Origin of the sequence: Corynebacterium sp. HMSC072A04 (assembly GCF_001809235.1) — a bacterium.
GTDB lineage: Bacteria > Actinomycetota > Actinomycetes > Mycobacteriales > Mycobacteriaceae > Corynebacterium > Corynebacterium hiratae.
In genome coordinates this window covers 80,439-99,495 of the sequence record NZ_KV796796.1, presented here as the reverse complement: position 1 = coordinate 99,495, position 19,057 = coordinate 80,439, and the positions used below count along the sequence as shown (strand labels likewise).

Here is a 19,057-nt window from a genome sequence, read left to right as displayed (position 1 = left end):
GGCCTCCAGTTGTGCACGCCAACGTTAAGTAAGCCCTCTTATCACACAAACTGGACAGGCTAATCAGCGCCGCACAGAGCTTGAGCAACTGCTGGACTCGATAGTTTGTGTTCTTTCCGCATTCCATAAGGCTGTACCAGTGTGCCTTGAGACCCATAAAGGTTGTAATCCATGACTAACGATGCTCATACCCCCGTGCCCGAATCCACCGACATCGACGCCGCGCTGATCGACGCCGCCGCGGCCCAAGCCCACTCCTGGCTCGCCTCCACTGCCGACGAACAGGATCCGGCCACAGAACAGCTCGCTGACTTATTGCGCAACCCGGACGGAGTGGCCTTCACCATGGACTTCGTCGACCGCGTCATGCGCCCCGAAGATGACAAGGTAGCCGCCCACGCACTGAAGTCCGTCACCACCACCTACGATGCTTCCTTCCTCGGCCTCATCAACGGATCGCTGGTGGGCCTGGGTGGCTTCTTCGGCCCGATCCTGCCCAACCTGGTCATGCCGCTGGCCCGCATGCGCATGCGCCAGATGGTCGGCCACCTGGTCCTCGACGCTGAGAGCGATGCCCTGAACAAGACCCTGGACAAGGCCGCCGAGTCCGGCGAGCAACTCAACCTCAACCTCCTCGGCGAGGCCGTGCTGGGTGATGCGGAAGCGCGCTCCCGCGCTGAGCGCACCCTCAAGCTCATCAAGAACCCGCGCGTGACCTACGTGTCCGTCAAGGCTTCCTCCATGGTGGCCCAGCTCAACCCCTGGGATATCGAGGGTTCCTTGGTCCGCCTCAAGGAGCGCCTGCGCCCGCTGTACGAGGCCGCCGCGCGCCGCCCGGACAAGGTCTTCATCAACCTGGATATGGAGGAATACCACGACCTCCACCTCACCGTGCGCCTGTTCACCGAGCTGCTCAGCGAGCCGGAGTTCATCAACCTCGAGGCCGGCATCGTGCTGCAGGCCTACCTGCCGGATACCTTCGACGCTCTGACGCACCTCGCCGAGTTCGCTAAGCAGCGCGTGGCCGAGGGCGGCTCCCACATCAAGATTCGCATCGTCAAGGGCGCAAACCTTTCCATGGAGCACGTCCAGGGCGAGATCCACGGCTGGCCGGCAGCGCCCTATGCCACCAAGGATGAGGTGGACGCCAACTACTACCGCCTGCTCGACTACATCCTGCGCCCCGAGTTCGCCGATTGCGTGCGCATCGGCGTGGCCACCCACAACCTCTACACCGCGGCGTTTGCCTACAAGCTGGGCACCAAGCGCGGCGTGATGCGCATGATGGATTCCGAGATGCTCCAAGGCATGTCCCCGGCCCAGCAGACCGCGGTCCGCGAGGCCTTCGAGGGCCGCCAGATCCTCTACACCCCGGTGGTGCACATGGAGGACTTCGACGTCGCCGTCTCCTACCTGGTGCGCCGCTTGGAGGAGAACTCCGCTCCGCAGAACTTCCTCTACGCCCTCTTCGCCCCGGAGGAGCAGGCGCTGAAGGACCAGGAGGAGGTCTTCCGCGAGGCCGTCGCGCAGCGCTGGGATACCTTCGCCGGCCCGCGCCGCACCCAAAACCGCCTGGAGGAGGCCGAGCAGGCAGCCGGCCGCCAGGCACCGCGCACCGGGCGCTTCGCCAACGAGCCGGACACCGACCCAGCCCTGGAGGCTAACCGCGAGTGGGCGCTTAAGGCGCTGGCCAGCGACCCGGGCGAGCACGGGGTGGACGAGGTGACGGATACGGGGGTCGTCGACAAGCACGTGGCCCGCGCCGCTGAGCTCGGCGCCGAGTGGGGCTCCCGTCCTGCCGAGGACCGCGCCCGCGCGCTCGAGGCCGTGGCCGATGTGCTGGCCAACCGCCGCGGCGAGTTCATCTCCGTGGCCGCCTACGAGGCCAATAAGACTGTCACGCAGACCGACCCGGAAATCTCCGAGGCCATCGACTTCTGCACCTACTACGCGCAGTCCGCGCGCCTGCTGGAGAACTACGCCGCCGAGTTCACGCCCTACCGCGTGACCGTGGTGACCCCGCCGTGGAACTTCCCGGTGGCCATCCCCACCGGCGGCATCGCGGCCGCCCTGGCTGCGGGTTCCGCCGTCATCATTAAGCCTGCGCCGCAGGTCGTGCACTGTGCGAAGCTCGTCGTGGACGCCTTCCGCGCCGGCCTCGAGGCACAAGGCCTCGACCCGGATCTGGTCCAGCTCGTCTTCACCGACGAGGGTGATGCCGGCCGCGCTCTGGTCTCCCACGGCGACGTCGACGCCGTCATCCTCACAGGCGCTTCCGATACCGGCAAGCTCTTCCGCTCCTGGAAGCCGGAGCTCAACATCATGGCGGAGACCTCCGGCAAGAACGCGCTCATCATCACCCCGTCCGCGGACCCGGACCTGGCCATTCAGGACCTGTACCTCTCCGCCTTCGGCCACTCCGGCCAGAAGTGCTCGGCGTCCTCCCTGGTTATCTTTGTGGGCGCGGCCGGCGAGTCGCAGCGCCTGCGCTCCCAGCTTGTCGACGCCGTCGAGACCCTCATCACCGGCCCCGGCTACGACATCACGACGACGATGAACGGCCTGGCCGAAGCCCCGGGCGAGAAGCTGCTGCGCGGCCTGACCCAGCTGGAGCCGGGTGAAAAGTGGCTGGTGAAGCCGAAGAAGCTCAACGAGGAAGGCACCCTGTGGTCGCCGGGTATTCGCGATAACGTGCGCCCCGGCTCCTGGTTCCACGTCAACGAGTGCTTCGGCCCGGTGCTTGGCATCATGCACGCGGAGACCCTGGAGGAGGCCATCGAGTGGCAGAACTCCACCGGCTACGGCCTCACCGGCGGCATCCACACGCTGGATAACGATGAGATCGATTACTGGCTCGAGCGCGTGGAGGTGGGCAACGCCTACGTCAACCGCGGTATTACCGGCGCGATTGTGCAACGCCAGTCCTTCGGCGGCTGGAAGCAATCCGTCATGGGCCCGGGTGCCAAGGCCGGCGGCCCGAACTATGTCGCGCAGTTCGGCACCTGGTCCGAGGGCCCGCTGCGCCCCTTCGACGTGGATATCTCGCAGCCGGTGGCGGCCCAGCTGCGTGCCTTCGGTGACCTCGATCTCTCGGAGGAGGACACCGCCTGGCTGTGGCGCGCAGCAGAGCTCGACGAACTGGCCTGGCAGCAGGAGTTCGGCCGCAAGCACGACCGCTCCGGCCTGGTCTGCGAGGCCAACGTCTTCCGCTACCGCCCGGTGCTGACCCCGCTGCAGGTGCGCATCGCCTCGGACGCCGCGCTTCGCGACGTCTCCCGCCTCGCCCTCGCCGCCACCCGCACCGACTCCCCGGTGCGCTTCAGCGCCGCCCCGGAGAAGGCTGCGGAGCTGCGTGGACTGGGCTTTAAGGTCGACGCCGTGGAAGCAGAAACCTTCGCCCGTGAGGTCGCTCGCCTGGAGTCGGGCCGCGTGCGCGTCGTTGGTTCCGTGGAGCCGGGCCTCTTTGAGGCAGCGGTGGAATCCAACTCCGTGGTCTTGGACCAGCCGGTGTTGGCCGATGGCCGCCGCGAGCTTCTGCCCTTCCTCCTCGAGCAGGCGGTCTCGGTGACGATGCACCGCTTTGGCATCATCCGCCAGGTAAGCAGCATCCGCGCATAGCTCGTTTCTGCGCTCATATGAGAAGATGGAGCGCATGAGAAACAACAATGGTGACGGTGCCCGCCCGGGCACCGACCCCCAGCCCTCCACGGCCTCTGACGCGGCGGCGTCCACTGCGGCTTCTGAAGCCGCAGAACAGTCCGCTGCTGCGAAGCCCATCAGCGAAGAAGCCGCCCTCCCGGTGTCAAAGACCGATGACAAGTCCCGCGTCCTCGGGCGCGACGCCATCTCCCTGGCCAAGGTGTGCTTGATCTTCATCATCGTGGTGGCGGGCGTCGGCCTAGCCGGCTACCTGCTGAAGTTCATCTGGGTAGGCCTGCTGCCGGTCATCCTGGCCATCCTGGTGTGCACGGTGCTCTTCCCCGTGACCAACTGGTTGCGCGCGCACAAGTTCCCCCGCGCGCTGGCCGCCATCACCACGCTGCTGGGCTTTTTGGCCATCATCGGCGGCGTGTTCGCAGCAATGGCCCCAGTGGTCTCCTCTCAGGGTGCGTCCCTGGTCAGCCAAGCTGAGGGCGGCTTGAACAAGCTCGTCGATATGGCCAAGGACCTGCCCATTGAGATTGATGCAGCGAAGGTCCAGGAAGTGTTGGATGACGCCATGGCTTTCCTCAAGGGCCAAGCTTCCAACATCGCCACCGGGGTGATTTCCGGTGTATCGATGGCCAGCTCCATCGCCATGGCGCTCGCCATCATGCTCTTCGTCGCCTTCTTCATCCTCAAGGACGGCGATAAGTTCCTGCCGTGGCTGCGCACCTACTCCGGCTACTCCGCGGGCTGGCACGCCACTGAGCTGCTGACTCGCGTGTGGAATACGCTGTCCGGCTTCATTCAGGCACAAGCAGCCGTCGCGGCTGTCGACGGCCTCCTCATCGGCCTCGGCCTCTGGGTCCTCCAGGTTCCGCTGGCTCTCGTCATCGGCGTGGTGACCTTCTTCGCCAGCTTCATCCCAGTCATCGGTGCGGTCACTGCGGGTGCTTTGGCCGTCATCATCGCGCTGGTTTCAGATGGCCTCACCAAGGCCCTCTTGGCACTTGCCCTCATCATCATTGTCCAGCAGGTGGAGGGCAACGTGCTCCAGCCGATGCTGCAGTCCAAGGCCATGGGACTGCACGCAGCAATGGTGCTGCTCTCCGTGACCGTGGGTTCCGCCCTGGCGGGCATCATCGGCGCTTTCCTGGCCGTCCCGGTGGCGGCCACCATTGCCGTGGTTTTCCGCTACCACCAGGAAATGGCCAGCCTGCGCGCCGGCGAAATCGAAGCCAAGAACATCAAGATTTCTACGTCAGAGGGCCACGACACCGTCATGGAGCTCTACGAGAAGCTGGAAGCCAGCAGCGCCCGCTAGCCAAAGCTGCAGCGCAGCTTTCATGGCTCTCCCTGGCCGTATAACTGCCCTATCTGCCAAAACCAGTGCTCCCGCTTCAATGGCGGGGCATAACTCTGTCAGCTAGGGCAGTTTCCGTGTCGAGGGCCTAGTCCGCGGTTACCGTGCCAAAAGCGACGGCCAGCTCCTCCGCGGCGCGATCGAGCACCGAAGCCCACGAGCCGTAGGATTCCTCATTCGCGGTATCCGATACCTGCTTGAGCAACGTGCACGGCACACCGAACTTTCGGCACACCGCGGCGATGGCGTAGCCCTCCATGTCGCACAGCGCGGAATCTTGGGCAAGGCGCGTGCGGGTAGGGGTGTCCGAGATGAAGGAATCGCCCGTCGCCAGAGTCTCAGTGGGCAGCTTTCCGGAGGTCTCTAATTCAATGACCTCGGGGAGGAGATAACGAGAGACGTCGCTGAGCACCTCCAAGTGGAAGTCGTGCTTGCGAACGTGCGAGATCTCGAAGACGCCAGCGAGATCGTCGCGAAGCGCGCCCGCGGTACCGATATTGATGACGCGCTCCGGCAGCTGCTGCGCTGAGGCCAAAACCGCCGTCAGCTCGATGGCGGCGGGCACCGTACCAATACCCGTGATGAGCAGCGGCGCTCCCTGAGGCACATGCGCGGCTTCAGCGTCCACGGCGGCGACGAACAAGGTACGACCAGAAAGATTCTCCATGCCTGCGAGACTACCCGGTGGCCCGAGGAATGCTCTCCACATCTCTGTTCTGAGCGTTGCGGCCACTTGTAGGGTCTGGAACCACACCGAGACCTCAGAAAGGAGAACACCATGTTCACCCCACGAGTATTCGCCGCAACCGCACTGCTGTGCTTCCCCCTTATCGCCTGCAGCAGCCCCGAAGAAGCCCAAGCCAGCCCCGTAGTCTGCGAGGCAGGAAACGCACACGCGGCTTTCAACGACAACATCGCCCAAGTCCCGCAGTGGAATGGCCACAACTGGGCTCTGGTTGATTCCTCCCACTTCGATCCATGCGCGGAGCTGAGCTGGCAGACCATTTCCATCGAAGGTGCAACGGCCTCCTCGCCGCACCACATCATGCTCTTCCACTACGGCGAGTACATCGGCACCGCCACCGCCGAGCCCTATGGCTTCTTCCCCAGCGTGGAGCGGGTCAATGGCAACGAGATTTCCGTAACCTATCACTGGCTACAAGAGGGCGATGCCAATGCCGCGCCGACGGGAGAGACACACGCCGGCTTCCGTTGGGACGAGGCCCAGCACAAAGTCATCATGAGCGGCGATGTTCCGCCGATGGGCTAGATAAGATAGAGCTAGTCGTGCGCCCTATATGAGGCGCACACACTAGGAAAGGAACATCAATGTTTAGGTCCGCCTTCATCGGCGCTGCCCTTATCTGCCTCCCGCTGGCCGCCTGTTCCCAGGACAACGCGGCGCAGGATTCTGCGGACTCGCCGATGTTCAATTCCGTGCAGAGCAGCGCAACGGATAGCACTCCGGATAACGCAGAGGGCGCCGAGGGCCCCGCTGCATCGTCGCCGGCCGCGGGTGCCTCGCCGACGTTGCCCGCCGAGTCCCCTACAGACGATGCGGAATCCTGCCAGGATATCGACGCCCACGCGGCCTATGAATCAGGCATTGGCACGGTTCCACCGTGGAATGACAACAACTGGACGCTGGTGGATTTCTCGCAGTTCGATCCCTGCGCGGAGCTGAGCTGGCAGACCATCAGCATCGAGCGCGGAACGTCCTCCTCGCCCTATCACATCATGCTCTTCCACAAGGGCGAGTACTTGGGCACCGCCACCGCTGAGCCCTATGGCTTCTTCCCTACCGTAGAGCAGGTCAGCGGGAACGAAATCGCCGTGACCTACCACTGGCCGCGCGAGGGCGAATCTAATGCGGGGCACACCGGCGAAACGAATGCGGGCTTCCGTTGGGACGACGGCCAGCAGAAGGTCATCATGTCTGGCGACGTCCCGCCGGGAAGCTAAGTGCGGCGGTTCGGCCGCCGCAACGCAACCGTTAGCGCAGCCGCTGGCCCACAAAGCCCGCGGCCAGCGTGTTGCCGCTCGACTGATCGATGAGCAGAAAATTGCCCACCGCGCCGCGGGCGGCGTAGTTCTCCACGGGAAGCTCCGCTTGGGTTTGGATGGTGATGAAAGCAATGTCGTTGAGTGCTGCGGATTCCGGGGCCTCAACATCGGCCACGCCATCCAAATCCAGCACCCGATCGACCGAGGCCACGCGGGCCTTGACCAGCGCGGTGCCATAGCGCAGCTTCACCATCTGTCCCGCGCGCAGCTCTTTTTCCGTCAAGACCACCGCGGTGGCGGCGAACTCGCGCACCTCCTCCGGGCGCTGAGTGCCAGCGATGAGGTCACCGCGGGCCAGGTCGATCTCGTCGGCCAGCCGCAGAACCACGGAATCGCCGGCGCGCGCCGCCTCATCGGATCCAAGCGGGCCATCGGTGGTATCGATCGCGGTGACCGTCGAGGTCCGCCCGCCCGGCAGGGTCACCTCATCCCCCACCGCCACGTGCCCGGCCTTCACGCGGCCGGCATAGCCGCGGTAGTCAGTGGTGTGCTCACGGATGACGTATTGGATGGGGAAACGCAGGTCCAGGTCATCGGCGCGGCCGGTGGCCACGGGGACGGTCTCGAGCGTTTCGAGGACCGTCGGGCCCTCATACCAATCCATGTTGGTGGAGCGTTCCACCACGTTATCGCCCTTGAGCGCAGAAATCGGGATGACCACCGAATCCGTAATGCCCAGGCGCGCGGCGACCTCGTTGAACTCCGCCTCAATCGCGCGGAAGGTGGCCTCGTCGTAGTCCACCAGGTCGATTTTGTTCACACCCAGAATCACGTGGCGCACGCCCAAAAGCGCGGCAACGTTGAGGTGGCGGCGGGTTTGCTCGACGACGCCATTGCGGGCGTCGACAAGCAGCACCACCACCTGGGACGTGGACATGCCGGTGACCGTGTTGCGCGTGTACTGCACGTGGCCCGGGGTATCGGCGAGGATGAAAGTGCGCTTGTCGGTGGCGAAGTAACGGTAGGCCACGTCGATGGTGATGCCCTGCTCGCGCTCGGCACGGAGACCGTCGACAAGCAGCGACAGGTCCATGCCATCGAAGCCGCGGTCGGCAGAAGAACGCTCCATGGATTCCACCTGGTCCGCGAGCACGGACTTGGTGTCGTAGAGCAGGCGGCCCACGAAGGTGGACTTGCCGTCATCAACGGAGCCGGCGGTGCACAGGCGCAGGGTATCGCGCTGCTTGAGCGCGCCAACATTCGGCGCAAGGGTAGTCGTCATCAGAAGTAGCCTTCCTTCTTGCGGTCCTCCATGGCGGACTCGGACAATTTGTCATCGGCGCGGGTGGCGCCGCGCTCGGACAGGGTGGAAATGGAGATTTCCGCGAGCACCTCATCGGGCGAGGCGGCGGTGGATTCCACGGCACCGGTGCAGGACATATCCCCCACGGTGCGGTAGCGCACGGTGCGGGTCTCCAGCGGCTCATCCTCGCGCGGGCCGCCCCACTCACCTGGGGTCAGCCACATGCCGTTGCGGTTAAATACCTCGCGCTGGTGCGAGTAGTAGATGGAGGGAAGCTGCAGGTTGCGCGCACCGATGTACTCCCAAATATCGGACTCGGTCCAGTTGGAGATGGGGAAGACGCGGACGTTTTCGCCGGCCATCTTGCCGCCGTTGTAAAGATCCCACAGCTCTGGGCGCTGGCGGCGCGGGTCCCAGCCGCCGAAGGAATCGCGGATGGAGAAGATGCGCTCCTTGGCGCGGGCGCGTTCCTCGTCGCGGCGCGCGCCACCCAGGACGGCGTCGTAACCGCGCTCGGCGATGGTCTCCACCAGCGGCACGGACTGCAGCGGGTTGCGGGTGCCATCGGGGCGCTCCTGGAGGTCGCCGCGGTCGATCCAATCCTGGACGTGGGCGACGTGCAGGCGCGCGCCAGTCTCGGCGACGAGCTGATCGCGGAAGTCGATGACCTCCGGGAAGTTGTGGCCGGTATCGACGTGGATCAGCTCGAAGGGAACGGTAGCGGGCGCAAAGGCGCGGCGGGCGAGCTCGAAGACGACGACGGAGTCCTTGCCGCCGGAAAAGAGCAGGCCTACCTTGTCGAATTGCCCGGCGACTTCGCGCAGGATGTGGAGGGATTCGTTCTCTAAGTCTTTAAGGTGTGGTGAAAGAGTCATTATTCGTGCAACCCGCATTCTGTCTTGCCGTCAGCGAAAACGCGCCCGGAGCGCGCATCCTCGCCCTCGCCTACCGGGAAGGTCAACGGCGCGCAGCCGATGGAGCGGTAGCCCTGCAGGGTGAGGGGGTGGATGATGAGATCGTGTTCCTTGATATAAGCGTCGGTGTCGTCGAGGTCCCAGGTAATAATCGGGGAAATCTTCAGCCGGCCGGTGCGGTCCAAGCTCAGCGCCGGCGCGGTGGCGCGGTGCTCGGAATCGGCGCGGCGCAGGCCGGTGACCCACCCGACGTACGGGTCCATCGCCATGTTGAGCGGTTCCACCTTGCGCATGCGGTTATACGCCGCCACATCGCGCGCATACAGGCGCGGGCCGTAAATCTTGTCCTGCTCCTCGGGGCTCAGAATCGGCAGGACCCGCACCAAGGGAAGGTCCGCATAGCGCTTGGCGACGTCCCCCGCCACCTGAAGCGTCTCCGGAAAGTGCCAGCCGGTGTCGATAAAGAGCAGGTCGGCGTCTAAGTGGGCGCGGTGCGCGAGCTCGGCCAGCACGGTGTTTTCCATGGACATCGTGACGGCAAGCCGGCCCGGCGCGTGCTCGGCGGCCCACTCAGTAATCGTTTCGGCGGAGGCATCGTAGAGCTTATCGGCCCACTCGTCGACGAGTTCCTGGTTGCGCTGGGCCACGGCAGGCTCGAGCGGCGCGGTGTCGCGGGTGCCTTCGGGGCTAATGCTGGGGTCGCGGTAGTCGCCGCGGTCCAGCAAGTTAGTTGATTCGGTCATGGCTCCTCACATTAAAGGCAGCTGGGCTTGTGCGCAGCCCCACAGAGGGGTGCGAGGGCTGTGAGCTTGGGTACTAGGAAGAATAAAAATTAGCCAGAATGAACCGAGCGGACTAGATTTACAGACTGGATAGTCTACTTCTAGCGAACTGAAGGGGTTCTCATGCAGCGTGTTGCCATCGTCGGGGACGGCCCCGCAGCACTCTCCACCGCCGAGCGGCTCATCAAAGCCGGGTTGTGCGTGGACCTCTACTGCGAGCGCCCCGCGCCGTTTGGTTTGCTGCGCCGTTTCGCGGGACTGTCCGGCGCGGAATCCGCCGCCTCGCCGTGCCCTAAGGGGACGACGCCGCGCCTGCGACTCATCGGCAACGTCCGCGTGGGCTCTGGACCGGACGCGGACATCAACCACACGGACCTCAACCAGCTCTCCGCTTCCGGCGACCGCCACCTGGTTTTGTTGGAGCTCATGGCCCGCGGCGTGGCCATCACGACATGGGAAGGCCTCTGCCGCCCCATCGACGACGTCGAGGATTGGGCCGCCGTGACGGCACAGGCGCAGCGCGCGCCGGTCTGCTTCTAGCGCGCGGGCGCGCGAGCGCGCGAGCTAGTCGCTCGCGCAGCCATAAGGGAAGCCTGCTGCCGATACCCACGCTAGACGCGCTCGCGTCTAGCGGGATAGACTTGCGCGGTCAATGCTCTCCAGCGGCCCGGCGCGGCCGCCAACACGCACGAAACGCTGGCACATGGAACTCGTTCGCATCCTTTTATCCCGCTCCAAGCCGTACACCGGCTACGTCATCGCGGTGCTGCTCCTCCAGGCGCTATCCACCGCGGCAACGCTTTACCTGCCTTCGCTCAACGCGAAGATCATCGACCGGGGCGTGGCCCAAGTAGACATCGACTACATCTGGCGCACCGGCGGCATCATGCTCATCGTGGCCTTCGTCCAAGTCCTCACCGCCATCGCCGCCATCTGGTTCGGCTCCCGCACCGCCATGGGTCTGGGCCGCGACCTGCGCTCCGACATCTTCCGCCGCGTCACCCGCTATTCCGCCGAGGACATGAGCAACTTCGGCACCGCCACCCTCATCACCCGCGGCACCAACGACGTCCAGCAGATCCAGATGGTCTACATGATGATGCTCAACTTCATGGTCACCGCACCGATCATGTCCATCGGCGGCGTCATCATGGCCATCCGCGAAGACGCCGGCATGTCCTGGCTCGTCGCGGTCTCCGTCATCGTGCTGCTCGCCGCCATCTCCCTCATCATCGTCCGGCTCATGCCGCTCTTCCGCGCCTGGCAAGGCAAGCTCGACGTCATGAACGGCACCCTGCGCGAACAAATCGCCGGCATCCGCGTCGTCCGCGCCTTCACCCGCGAGGAGCACGAAGCCGAGCGCTTCCGCACCGCCAACCGCGACCTCACGGAGCTCTCCCTCAAGGTGGGCCAGCTGTTCATCCTCATGTTCCCCATCATCACCGTCATCCTCAACGTGGCCACGGGCGCGGTCCTCTGGTTCGGCGGCCACCGCGTGGACGAGGGCCTCGTGGAGGTCGGCTCACTGACCGCCTTCCTGCAGTACCTGCTGCAGATCCTCGCCGCGGTCATGATGGGCACCTTCATGGCGATGATCCTCCCGCGTGCGGTCATCTGCGCGCGCCGCATCACCGACGTCCTCGAGCACGAGCCCTCCATCACCGAGCCGGACCAGCCCCACACCCCGGAGCGCTCCGAGGGCGTCGTCGAATTCGACAACGTTTCCTTCCAGTACGCCGGCGCCGAGGCGCCCGTGCTTCACGACGTCTCCTTCACCGCCACCCCCGGCACCACCACCGCGCTTATCGGCGCGACCGGTTCCGGCAAGACCACCGCGCTCTCCCTCATCCCGCGCCTCTACCTCCCCACCGAGGGCCGAGTGCTTCTCGACGGCACCGATATCGCCGACATGGCGCGGAAGGACGTCGTCAAGCGTGTAGGACTCGTCCCGCAGAAGCCCTACCTGTTTAGCGGCACCGTGGCCTCCAACCTGCGCCTGGGTGCGCCGGAGGCCACCGACGAGGAGCTGTGGAACGCGCTGCGCGTGGCGCAAGCTGACTTTGTTGAGGACCTCGACATGCACATCGCGCAGGGCGGCACCAACGTCTCCGGCGGCCAGCGCCAACGCCTGTCCATCGCGCGCATGCTCGTCGCCCGCCCGTTGGTGTATCTCTTTGATGATTCCTTCTCCGCGCTCGACGTACTGACGGATGCCGCGGTGCGCTCCGGAATGCGCGAGTACACCGCCAAGGCAACGACCATCATCGTGGCGCAGCGCGTGAGCTCGATTGTGGATGCCGACCAGATTTTGGTCATGGACGCCGGGCGCGTCGTAGCCCGCGGCACGCACGGGGAGTTGCTCGAGTCCTCCGAGACGTACCGCGAGATTGTGGAATCCCAGAAGACCTCGGAGGTGGCATAAATGGCTGAGCAGGATAACGCTACGTTGAGTGAAGACACCACTGCCGAGATCGAGGAGAAGACCGGCGAGAACGCCCCGCGCAAGGCCAAGAACTTCTGGCCCTCCGCCAAGCGCCTCTTTGGTCTGCTTGCGCCGTTTAAGGTGCAGCTGTTTGCGATTGCGGCGATGAACATCATCTGTGTGTTCCTCGCCGTGGCCGCGCCGAAGGTGATGGGCAAGGCCACCGACGTCATTTTCTCCGGCGTCATTTCCCGCCAGCTGCCCGCTGGGATGAGCAAGGAGCAGGCCATCGAGGCGTTGCGCGCGGGCGGGCAGGATAAGTTCGCCGACATGGCCTCAGCCATGGACTTGAACCCGGGCTTCGGCATCGACTTCTCCACGTTGGGCACGATTATTGGCATCGTGATTGCGATGTACGTGGTGTCTTCGCTCTTCCAGTGGTGGCAGGGCTACTTGCTCAACTCCATGGTCATGAAGATCGTCTTCGACCTCCGCGAGAGCATCGAGGCCAAACTCAACGCACTGCCGCTGAACTACTTCGATACGCAGTCGCGCGGCGACCTCCTCTCGCGCACCACCAACGACGCCGACAACATCCAGTCCGCCCTGCAGCAGGCCATTTCGCAGCTGTTCTACAACCTGCTCATGGTCATCGGGATCACGGTCATGATGTTCACCGTGTCCTGGCAGCTAGCGCTCGTGGCGCTGCTGGCGCTGCCGCTGACCGCGGTGGTCATCGCGGTGATTGGCTCGCGCGCGCAGAAGCAGTTCAAGGCGCAGTGGAAAGCCACCGGTGATCTCAACGGACAGGTCGAGGAAGCCTTTTCCGGCCACGATCTGGCGACTGTCTTCGGACGTATCGATTCCATGACGGAGGATTTTGATAAGCGCAACGAGGAGCTGTTCCGCTCCGCCTCGCTGGCGCAGTTCCTGGCGGGCATGATGATGCCGATCATGCAGTTCATCTCCTACCTGTCCTACGTGGTCATCGCGGTGCTGGGTGCGTTGAAGGTGGCCTCCGGCACGCTGACGTTGGGCGGCGCGCAGGCCTTCATCCAGTACTCGCGCGAGTTCAACCAGCCGCTGGGCCAGCTGGGCGGCATGATGCAGCAGGTGCAGTCGGGCGTGGCCTCGGCAGAGCGCGTCTTCGAATTCCTCGACGCCGAGGAAGAGCCCGCCGAGGAGTCCACCTCCCGCTTGGGTGGGCGTGCGAAGGGGCTCATGGAGTTCGACGACGTCGACTTCTCCTATGACCCCGACAAGCCGCTCATCCAGGACCTCAACCTGCGCGTGGAGCCCGGCCAGACCGCGGCCATTGTCGGCCCCACGGGTGCTGGCAAGACCACGCTGGTCAACCTCATCATGCGCTTTTACGACATCGATTCGGGCACCATCCGCCTCGACGGTGTGGACACCGCGCAGATCTCGCGCCGCGAGCTGCGCTCCCAGGTGGGCATGGTGCTGCAGGACGCCGTGGTCTTTGAGGGCACCATCATGGACAACATTCGGTACGGCCGCCTCGACGCCACCGACGAGGAGGTCATCGCCGCCGCGAAGGCCACCTACGTGGACCGCTTCGTCCATTCCCTCCCCGATGGCTATGACACCAAGATTGACCAGGATGGCGGCGCGATTTCCGCCGGCGAGCGCCAGCTCATCACCATCGCGCGCGCTTTCCTGGCCCAGCCGGCGCTGCTCATCCTCGACGAGGCCACCTCGTCAGTGGATACCCGCACCGAGGTGCTCGTTCAGCAGGCCATGAATGCGCTGCGCGCGGACCGCACGTCCTTCATCATCGCGCACCGCCTGTCCACGATTCGCGACGCCGACCTCATCATCGTCATGGAAGAAGGCCGCATCGTCGAACAAGGCACCCACGCCGAGCTTCTCGACGCCCAAGGCGCCTACTGGCGCCTCCACCAGTTCCGCGAGGACTAACGCTAGTCGACCGTCACGGACATTATCGGGGCCGAGAACGTGTCACCCGTGAGGTTTGCTAACTCGAGGGTGACGTCGGTGAGGGAGAGGTGTTCCATGAGGGCGTCGGGAAGCTCGGCGTCTGGGACAGGATTCGGCTGGGGTATACCGAGCTGGTCGAGGACGGCATGAATGTCACCGCCGGTGAGGTCTGCCGTGACGGGCACGGTGCGCGCGCCTTCGACGGTGGGCGTGGAGGTCAGGGACGTCGCCACGATGCGCGCGGGCTCCACCGTCGTTATGGCCCCGCCGGTGGTGAGCAGCCCATCGCCGGCGTTGCCCGGCAGCGTGATGGCAAGGTTGCGCACGGCAAGGCGCTCGCCGGTGAGCTCGATAACGCGCACCTCGCCGTCTCGGGCGGGCATCGTACCCAATGTGGCTTTCACGTTCCCCGTCAGAGTCACCTCGTCCGCTCGCACGGTGGAAAAATAAGGCTGCGCTGGGGCAACCTGCGCCCCGACTGGTCCCGCGCTGCTCACCAGGATCTGCGCGCTGAGCACGGCTACCCCGACCTTCACGCGCGCAGGGCGAACCACGCTCTGATGCCAACGCAAACGACGGAGCTTAGCCATCGCTAGGCTCCCAGGCCAAGGTCAGCGCGCCGCCGATGATGCCGAGTAGCGAACCGATGAGAAAGCCTCCCAAGTTGGAGGTGGGAAGCGCAATGACCGCCACGATGATGCCCAGTACCCCCAGGTACGTCGCAGTGGTGGGACGGAACCACGCGCCAAGGCCAAACATGACCAGCAACGCCCCGATAAGCAGGGTGGACACACCCGACACGGTAGAAATCATGACGAGCAGGTCCGAGATCTGCACCGTGAAGTAGGCCGGCATAGCGATGACGATGCCCGAAAGAATGAGCAGCAGCCCCGGAATAAACGGCCGCCCGGCGCGCCACGTCTTAAACCGCCCCCACGCCCCGCCTGTGGCTGCCGCGGGAGCTACAGCCTGGTCAACATCGAGAGAATCCGGCGCTTCTGCTCCATGCAGTGCTGCGTCGGAATCCCTAGCGTGATCAGCAGACATTGCCGCGGCCCCGCTCCACAGAGACGCCCACATTCTTTGCGGATAGCGTCTTCGCGCCGATGGAGGTGGCGCGCACGTCGTCGGCAGTCAGCGAAACCTGCTTGGCATAGAGGCCCCACGTCCCCGGGTCGGCCGACTGGGACAGCTGGCTGGCGTCGATGCCCACGTTCGCGTCCTGCATGACCAGCGAGCCCTCGATATTCGACGCACCAACGAGGAGACCAGTGGCCTCCACACTGTTATCGCCCTTCGCCTTGAGCGCGAGCGTGGACTCCCCCACCGCAGGCAGGTCAGTGGTGACATAAAGACACAAATCCGAGGCCACGGCGTGTTCCATCTTCAGCCGCGCGGTGGGAACATCCTCCTCGCCCTTCTTGTCGCTATCCACAAACAAGGAAAAGCCATCGCCTTCCAAGTGACGAATGTTGACGTTGAAGAACGTACCCGAGAGCGCCAGATTCGCCGTCAGACCGCCCTGCGCAACCGCAACTCCGGCCACTCCGAATGCTGCGAAGCCCGCAACGAGGCCCACCGCGGCCTTCGGAACATTGATTCTGCCCACAACGCCTCCTGAATTCTTAGCCCTCAAGATGATAGCTGAATGCTGACTCACTGATTTGGGGCCGGGGGATTTAAGGTAGGAGGCACGCACAGCAGCAATTAAAGGAGCGCGCATGTTCGGCTGGGTTGCCATCGCCGCATCGATCCCGGTGTGGCTGTACTTTTTCTACCGCCTCACGGCGCTGTTTCGGTTTATCCGCTCCGGCGGGCCCACGCAGCTGAACCGTACCGACCGGCCCCTGGCGCGCCTTGGTCGCGTGCTCATCGAAGTCTTCGGCCATACCCACTTCAAAGGCCGCCCGCTGGTCAACGCCGCGCACTGGCTCGTCATGGTGGGCTTCCTCTTTGGCGCCATCGTGTGGTTCGAGGCCTATATTCAAACCTTCGCGCCCGATAAGGGCTGGCCGTGGCTCAGCGACTGGCCGGTGTACCACTTCATCGAAGAGGTCCTCGCCATCGGCACCGTGCTCGGCATTTGCTTCCTCATCGGCGTGCGCCTGAAACTCGGCCACACCGATCGCGGCAGCCGCTTCTACAACTCGCAGGTCTTCCCGGCACGCCTGGTGGAGGCCATCGTCTTCCTCGAAGGCCTCGGCATGCTCGCCGTCAAGGCCGCCGCCATCGCCACGTACGGCGGTGGCTCCCCGTGGGCTGATTTCTTGACGATGCGTGTGGCGGGGGTGCTGCCGGCGCCGCCAAGCATGGTGCAATTCTTTGCCCTGGTGAAGCTGCTGACGGGCCTGGTGTTCATCGCGTGCATCGCCCACTATTTCCAGTGGGGCGTGATGTGGCACCGCTTCCTGGCGTTCTTCAACATCTTCTTCCAGCGCAACGCCGACGGCGAGAAGGCGCTGGGCGCTCTCCCCACGCCGGACTTGGAGGACCTCGAACCGGGAAGCTGGAAGATGCTTCTCGACGCCTCCTCCTGCACCGAATGCGGCCGCTGCCAGGACCTGTGCCCCGCATGGAACACCGAGAAGCCGCTGAGCCCGAAGAAGCTCATGATGGACCTGCGCCAGAGCGCGCTGGATAATTACAACCCGCATGAGGGGCTCAACGTGCTGGCGATGGCGGGCACGATTGATGATGACGTCCTGTGGTCCTGCACCAACTGCGGTGCTTGCGTTGACCAGTGCCCGGTGGATATCGAACACATCGACCACGTGGCGGACCTGCGTCGCTTCAAGGTGCTGGCGGAGTCCGACTTCCCGTCGGAGCTGACCGGGCTGTTTAAGAACATGGAGACGAAGGGCAACCCGTGGGGGCGCAACGCTTCGGAGCGCCGCGCGTGGATCGATGAGGCGCGTGCCGACGGCATTGAGGTGCCGATCATCGGCGAGGACGCCACTGATTTCTCGGACCTGGAGTACCTGTTCTGGGTCGGTTGCGCGGGTGCGTACGACGACAAGGGCCGCGCCACGACGCGCGCGGTGGTGGACATGCTGCACACTGCGGGCGTGAAGTTCGGTGTGCTGGCCACGGGCGAGACCTGTACCGGTGACCCGGCGCGCCGTGCTGGCAATGAGTTCCTGTTCCAGGTGATGGCGGAGCAGAATGTTGCCACGCTTAACGACGCCTTCGCCGGCGTCCCCAAAGGCCAGCGCAAAATCATCACGACGTGCCCGCACTGCTTCAACACGATCCGCAACGAGTATCCCGATTTCGACGGCCACTTTGATGTGCTGCACCACACGCAGCTGCTCAACCGTTTGGTGCGGGAGAAGCTGCTCGTGCCGGTGCCGCGTTCCCCGGAGAACCGCCGACCCGTCACGTATCACGACCCGTGCTTCCTGGGCCGCCACAACAAGGTCTTCGACCCGCCGCGTGAACTCGTCGAGGCGACCGGCGCAACGCTGGCGGAGATGGACCACAACCGCGACGAGGCCTTCTGCTGCGGTGCCGGTGGCGCGCGCATGTTCATGGAAGAAAACCAGGGCAAGCGAGTTAACGAGTTCCGCTCGGAGCAGGCCGTGGCGACCGGTGCCGAGCAGATTGCGACGGGCTGCCCGTTCTGCAATGTCATGCTGACGGGTGGTGTGAAGTCCATCGCGCCGCAGACACAGGTCAGCGATGTGGCGCTCATGCTTCGCGACGCCATTGCCCCCTCCGGCGACCTTCCCGCCCCGCGCGAGAAGGCCTTCCTCGACACTCCCCGCCGCCTGCCCGTGGAAGATTCCACCGCACCTTCCCCGGAAACACTCGCTGCGGAATCTGCCCCAACAAGCTCTCCGCAGGCCCCCACCGCTGCACCAAGTACGTCTGCGGCGCCGACACCTCCGACTGCCCCCAGCGCGCCCGCAGCTCCGTCTGCGCCGAGCGCACCGCAAGCACCTGCCGCGCCCAGCGCACCACAGGCAGTGCCAACGTCCCCTGCCGCGCCGAGCGCGCCAACGGCTCCATCCGCTGCACCGCAGGCACCATCAACGCCGACTGCCCCCAGCGCGCCGAACACGCCTGCAGCACCCTCGACTCCATCTGCGCCACAAGCGCCCTCTGCTCCCAGTGCACCACAGAGTCCATCTGCTCCAACAGCTCCCAGTCCACCGCAGGCCCCAGCTGCGCCACATGTCGCAGGAGCTCCAACCGCTCCTACAGCGCCGAGTGCTCCCAAAGCACCTACCGCACCGTCCGTGCCAGACGCACCCGCAGCTCCATCTGCACACACTCCGACACCGAACGCAGCCTCTGTACCGCAGGCACCAGCCGCACCCCAGGCGCCCGGTGCACCATCGTCGCCAAACGCTGCAGCTGTACCGACTGCACCGGCGGCACCCAAGGCTGCAACAACGCCAAGCGCTCCCGGTGCACCGGCGGCACCAGCGTCGAGCGTTCCCAGTGCCCCCGCTGCACCAAACGCACCGCAAGCACCCACGGATACTCCTTCGGTGCCGAAGGCACCGCCTGCACCAACAGCACCGAGTGCACCAAACGCGGGCGCCGTGCCGAAGGCTCCGGAGGCGCCAGGCGTGTCGGAAGAGGGGGCGTCGGAAAGCAAAGACTAGTGCGACGTCAACCACAGCAGCGCCGCGTGAGCTAGGCATGCCTGGTTTCGCACAGGTA

15 protein-coding genes are annotated in these 19,057 nt (G+C 64.8%); 8 read left to right on the top strand and 7 right to left on the bottom strand.

The features are described from left to right. The first annotated feature begins 171 nt into the window (after positions 1–171). The gene (locus HMPREF2565_RS08680) at positions 172–3,618 is read left to right on the top strand and encodes a bifunctional proline dehydrogenase/L-glutamate gamma-semialdehyde dehydrogenase (protein ID WP_071407161.1); all 3,447 of its coding nucleotides are present in this window, start codon (positions 172–174) and stop codon (positions 3,616–3,618) included. 34 nt (positions 3,619–3,652) lie between these two features. Beyond that, a complete protein-coding gene (locus HMPREF2565_RS08675; protein ID WP_198531360.1) occupies positions 3,653–4,966 on the top strand; it encodes an AI-2E family transporter in 1,314 nt (437 codons plus the stop codon). 127 nt (positions 4,967–5,093) lie between these two features. Here HMPREF2565_RS08675 and HMPREF2565_RS08670 read toward each other — a convergent pair whose 3' ends face one another. After that, positions 5,094–5,672 carry a nucleosidase gene (locus HMPREF2565_RS08670; protein WP_070511004.1) on the bottom strand — a complete coding sequence of 193 codons (579 nt, stop codon included), beginning with the start codon at positions 5,670–5,672 and terminating at the stop codon, positions 5,094–5,096. A gap of 111 nt (positions 5,673–5,783) precedes the next feature. Between HMPREF2565_RS08670 and HMPREF2565_RS08665 the strand changes: the two genes are divergently transcribed. Together HMPREF2565_RS08665 and HMPREF2565_RS08660 are read left to right on the top strand one after the other, a co-directional pair. Next, a complete protein-coding gene (locus HMPREF2565_RS08665; RefSeq protein WP_070511002.1) occupies positions 5,784–6,275 on the top strand; it encodes an LppP/LprE family lipoprotein in 492 nt (163 codons plus the stop codon). Between the two features lie 59 nt (positions 6,276–6,334). Next, positions 6,335–6,967 carry an LppP/LprE family lipoprotein gene (locus HMPREF2565_RS08660; protein WP_070511000.1) on the top strand — a complete coding sequence of 211 codons (633 nt, stop codon included), beginning with the start codon at positions 6,335–6,337 and terminating at the stop codon, positions 6,965–6,967. Positions 6,968–6,998: 31 nt separating this feature from the next. Here the strand turns inward: HMPREF2565_RS08660 and HMPREF2565_RS08655 are convergent, their stop codons facing one another. The 3 genes from HMPREF2565_RS08655 to HMPREF2565_RS08645 are packed head-to-tail and all read right to left on the bottom strand — an operon-like array spanning position 6,999 to position 9,969. After that, positions 6,999–8,291 carry a sulfate adenylyltransferase subunit 1 gene (locus HMPREF2565_RS08655; RefSeq protein WP_071407160.1) on the bottom strand — a complete coding sequence of 431 codons (1,293 nt, stop codon included), beginning with the start codon at positions 8,289–8,291 and terminating at the stop codon, positions 6,999–7,001. After that, entirely contained in the window at positions 8,291–9,187 is an 897-nt protein-coding gene (gene cysD / locus HMPREF2565_RS08650; protein WP_010188641.1) for a sulfate adenylyltransferase subunit CysD, read from the bottom strand. The genes HMPREF2565_RS08655 and cysD overlap by 1 nt, the downstream gene beginning before the upstream one ends. After that, positions 9,187–9,969, bottom strand: a complete 783-nt coding sequence (locus HMPREF2565_RS08645; RefSeq protein ID WP_070510995.1) for a phosphoadenylyl-sulfate reductase — start codon at positions 9,967–9,969, stop codon at positions 9,187–9,189. The genes cysD and HMPREF2565_RS08645 overlap by 1 nt, the downstream gene beginning before the upstream one ends. 162 nt (positions 9,970–10,131) lie before the next feature. Between HMPREF2565_RS08645 and HMPREF2565_RS08640 the strand changes: the two genes are divergently transcribed. The 3 genes from HMPREF2565_RS08640 (at position 10,132) to HMPREF2565_RS08630 (ending at position 14,368) form a co-directional block, all read left to right on the top strand. Further along, on the top strand, positions 10,132–10,548 hold the full coding sequence (locus HMPREF2565_RS08640; protein ID WP_071407159.1) for a methylenetetrahydrofolate--tRNA-(uracil-5-)-methyltransferase: 417 nt from the start codon (positions 10,132–10,134) through the stop codon (positions 10,546–10,548). A gap of 163 nt (positions 10,549–10,711) precedes the next feature. Further along, the gene (locus HMPREF2565_RS08635) at positions 10,712–12,430 is read left to right on the top strand and encodes an ABC transporter ATP-binding protein (protein ID WP_071407177.1); all 1,719 of its coding nucleotides are present in this window, start codon (positions 10,712–10,714) and stop codon (positions 12,428–12,430) included. Further along, positions 12,431–14,368 (top strand): ABC transporter ATP-binding protein, encoded by a 1,938-nt coding sequence (locus HMPREF2565_RS08630; RefSeq protein WP_071407158.1) that lies wholly within the window; start codon positions 12,431–12,433, stop codon positions 14,366–14,368. A gap of 2 nt (positions 14,369–14,370) precedes the next feature. Here HMPREF2565_RS08630 and HMPREF2565_RS08625 read toward each other — a convergent pair whose 3' ends face one another. Genes HMPREF2565_RS08625 through HMPREF2565_RS08615 form a run of 3 tightly spaced genes read right to left on the bottom strand, consistent with a single transcriptional unit; the run spans position 14,371 to position 15,998 of the window. Beyond that, entirely contained in the window at positions 14,371–14,979 is a 609-nt protein-coding gene (locus HMPREF2565_RS08625) for a hypothetical protein (RefSeq protein WP_232745435.1), read from the bottom strand. After that, entirely contained in the window at positions 14,972–15,436 is a 465-nt protein-coding gene (locus tag HMPREF2565_RS08620) for a DUF6114 domain-containing protein (protein ID WP_232745439.1), read from the bottom strand. Before HMPREF2565_RS08620 ends, HMPREF2565_RS08625 begins: the two co-directional genes overlap by 8 nt. Continuing rightward, the gene (locus tag HMPREF2565_RS08615; RefSeq protein ID WP_049154769.1) at positions 15,426–15,998 is read right to left on the bottom strand and encodes a DUF6230 family protein; all 573 of its coding nucleotides are present in this window, start codon (positions 15,996–15,998) and stop codon (positions 15,426–15,428) included. Before HMPREF2565_RS08615 ends, HMPREF2565_RS08620 begins: the two co-directional genes overlap by 11 nt. A 112-nt stretch (positions 15,999–16,110) precedes the next feature. On the opposite strand from HMPREF2565_RS08615, the gene HMPREF2565_RS08610 reads away from it, so the two are divergent. Beyond that, positions 16,111–18,999: a (Fe-S)-binding protein gene (locus tag HMPREF2565_RS08610; RefSeq protein ID WP_071407157.1), complete on the top strand. Its 2,889-nt coding sequence runs from the start codon at positions 16,111–16,113 to the stop codon at positions 18,997–18,999. Positions 19,000–19,057: the final 58 nt, after the last annotated feature.

Excerpts from the sequence above, each read along its gene's own strand:
- HMPREF2565_RS08625 (WP_232745435.1), bottom strand. The coding sequence starts at position 14,979 with ATGGCTAAGCTCCGTCGTTTGCGTTGGCATCAGAGCGTGGTTCGCCCT.
- HMPREF2565_RS08645 (WP_070510995.1), bottom strand. The coding sequence starts at position 9,969 with ATGACCGAATCAACTAACTTGCTGGACCGCGGCGACTACCGCGACCCC.
- HMPREF2565_RS08680 (WP_071407161.1), top strand. The coding sequence starts at position 172 with ATGACTAACGATGCTCATACCCCCGTGCCCGAATCCACCGACATCGAC.
- cysD (WP_010188641.1), bottom strand. The coding sequence starts at position 9,187 with ATGACTCTTTCACCACACCTTAAAGACTTAGAGAACGAATCCCTCCAC.
- HMPREF2565_RS08660 (WP_070511000.1), top strand. The coding sequence starts at position 6,335 with ATGTTTAGGTCCGCCTTCATCGGCGCTGCCCTTATCTGCCTCCCGCTG.
- HMPREF2565_RS08655 (WP_071407160.1), bottom strand. The coding sequence starts at position 8,291 with ATGACGACTACCCTTGCGCCGAATGTTGGCGCGCTCAAGCAGCGCGAT.
- HMPREF2565_RS08675 (WP_198531360.1), top strand. The coding sequence starts at position 3,653 with ATGAGAAACAACAATGGTGACGGTGCCCGCCCGGGCACCGACCCCCAG.
- HMPREF2565_RS08620 (WP_232745439.1), bottom strand. The coding sequence starts at position 15,436 with ATGTCTGCTGATCACGCTAGGGATTCCGACGCAGCACTGCATGGAGCA.
- HMPREF2565_RS08630 (WP_071407158.1), top strand. The coding sequence starts at position 12,431 with ATGGCTGAGCAGGATAACGCTACGTTGAGTGAAGACACCACTGCCGAG.
- HMPREF2565_RS08610 (WP_071407157.1), top strand. The coding sequence starts at position 16,111 with ATGTTCGGCTGGGTTGCCATCGCCGCATCGATCCCGGTGTGGCTGTAC.
- HMPREF2565_RS08640 (WP_071407159.1), top strand. The coding sequence starts at position 10,132 with ATGCAGCGTGTTGCCATCGTCGGGGACGGCCCCGCAGCACTCTCCACC.
- HMPREF2565_RS08635 (WP_071407177.1), top strand. The coding sequence starts at position 10,712 with ATGGAACTCGTTCGCATCCTTTTATCCCGCTCCAAGCCGTACACCGGC.
- HMPREF2565_RS08670 (WP_070511004.1), bottom strand. The coding sequence starts at position 5,672 with ATGGAGAATCTTTCTGGTCGTACCTTGTTCGTCGCCGCCGTGGACGCT.
- HMPREF2565_RS08665 (WP_070511002.1), top strand. The coding sequence starts at position 5,784 with ATGTTCACCCCACGAGTATTCGCCGCAACCGCACTGCTGTGCTTCCCC.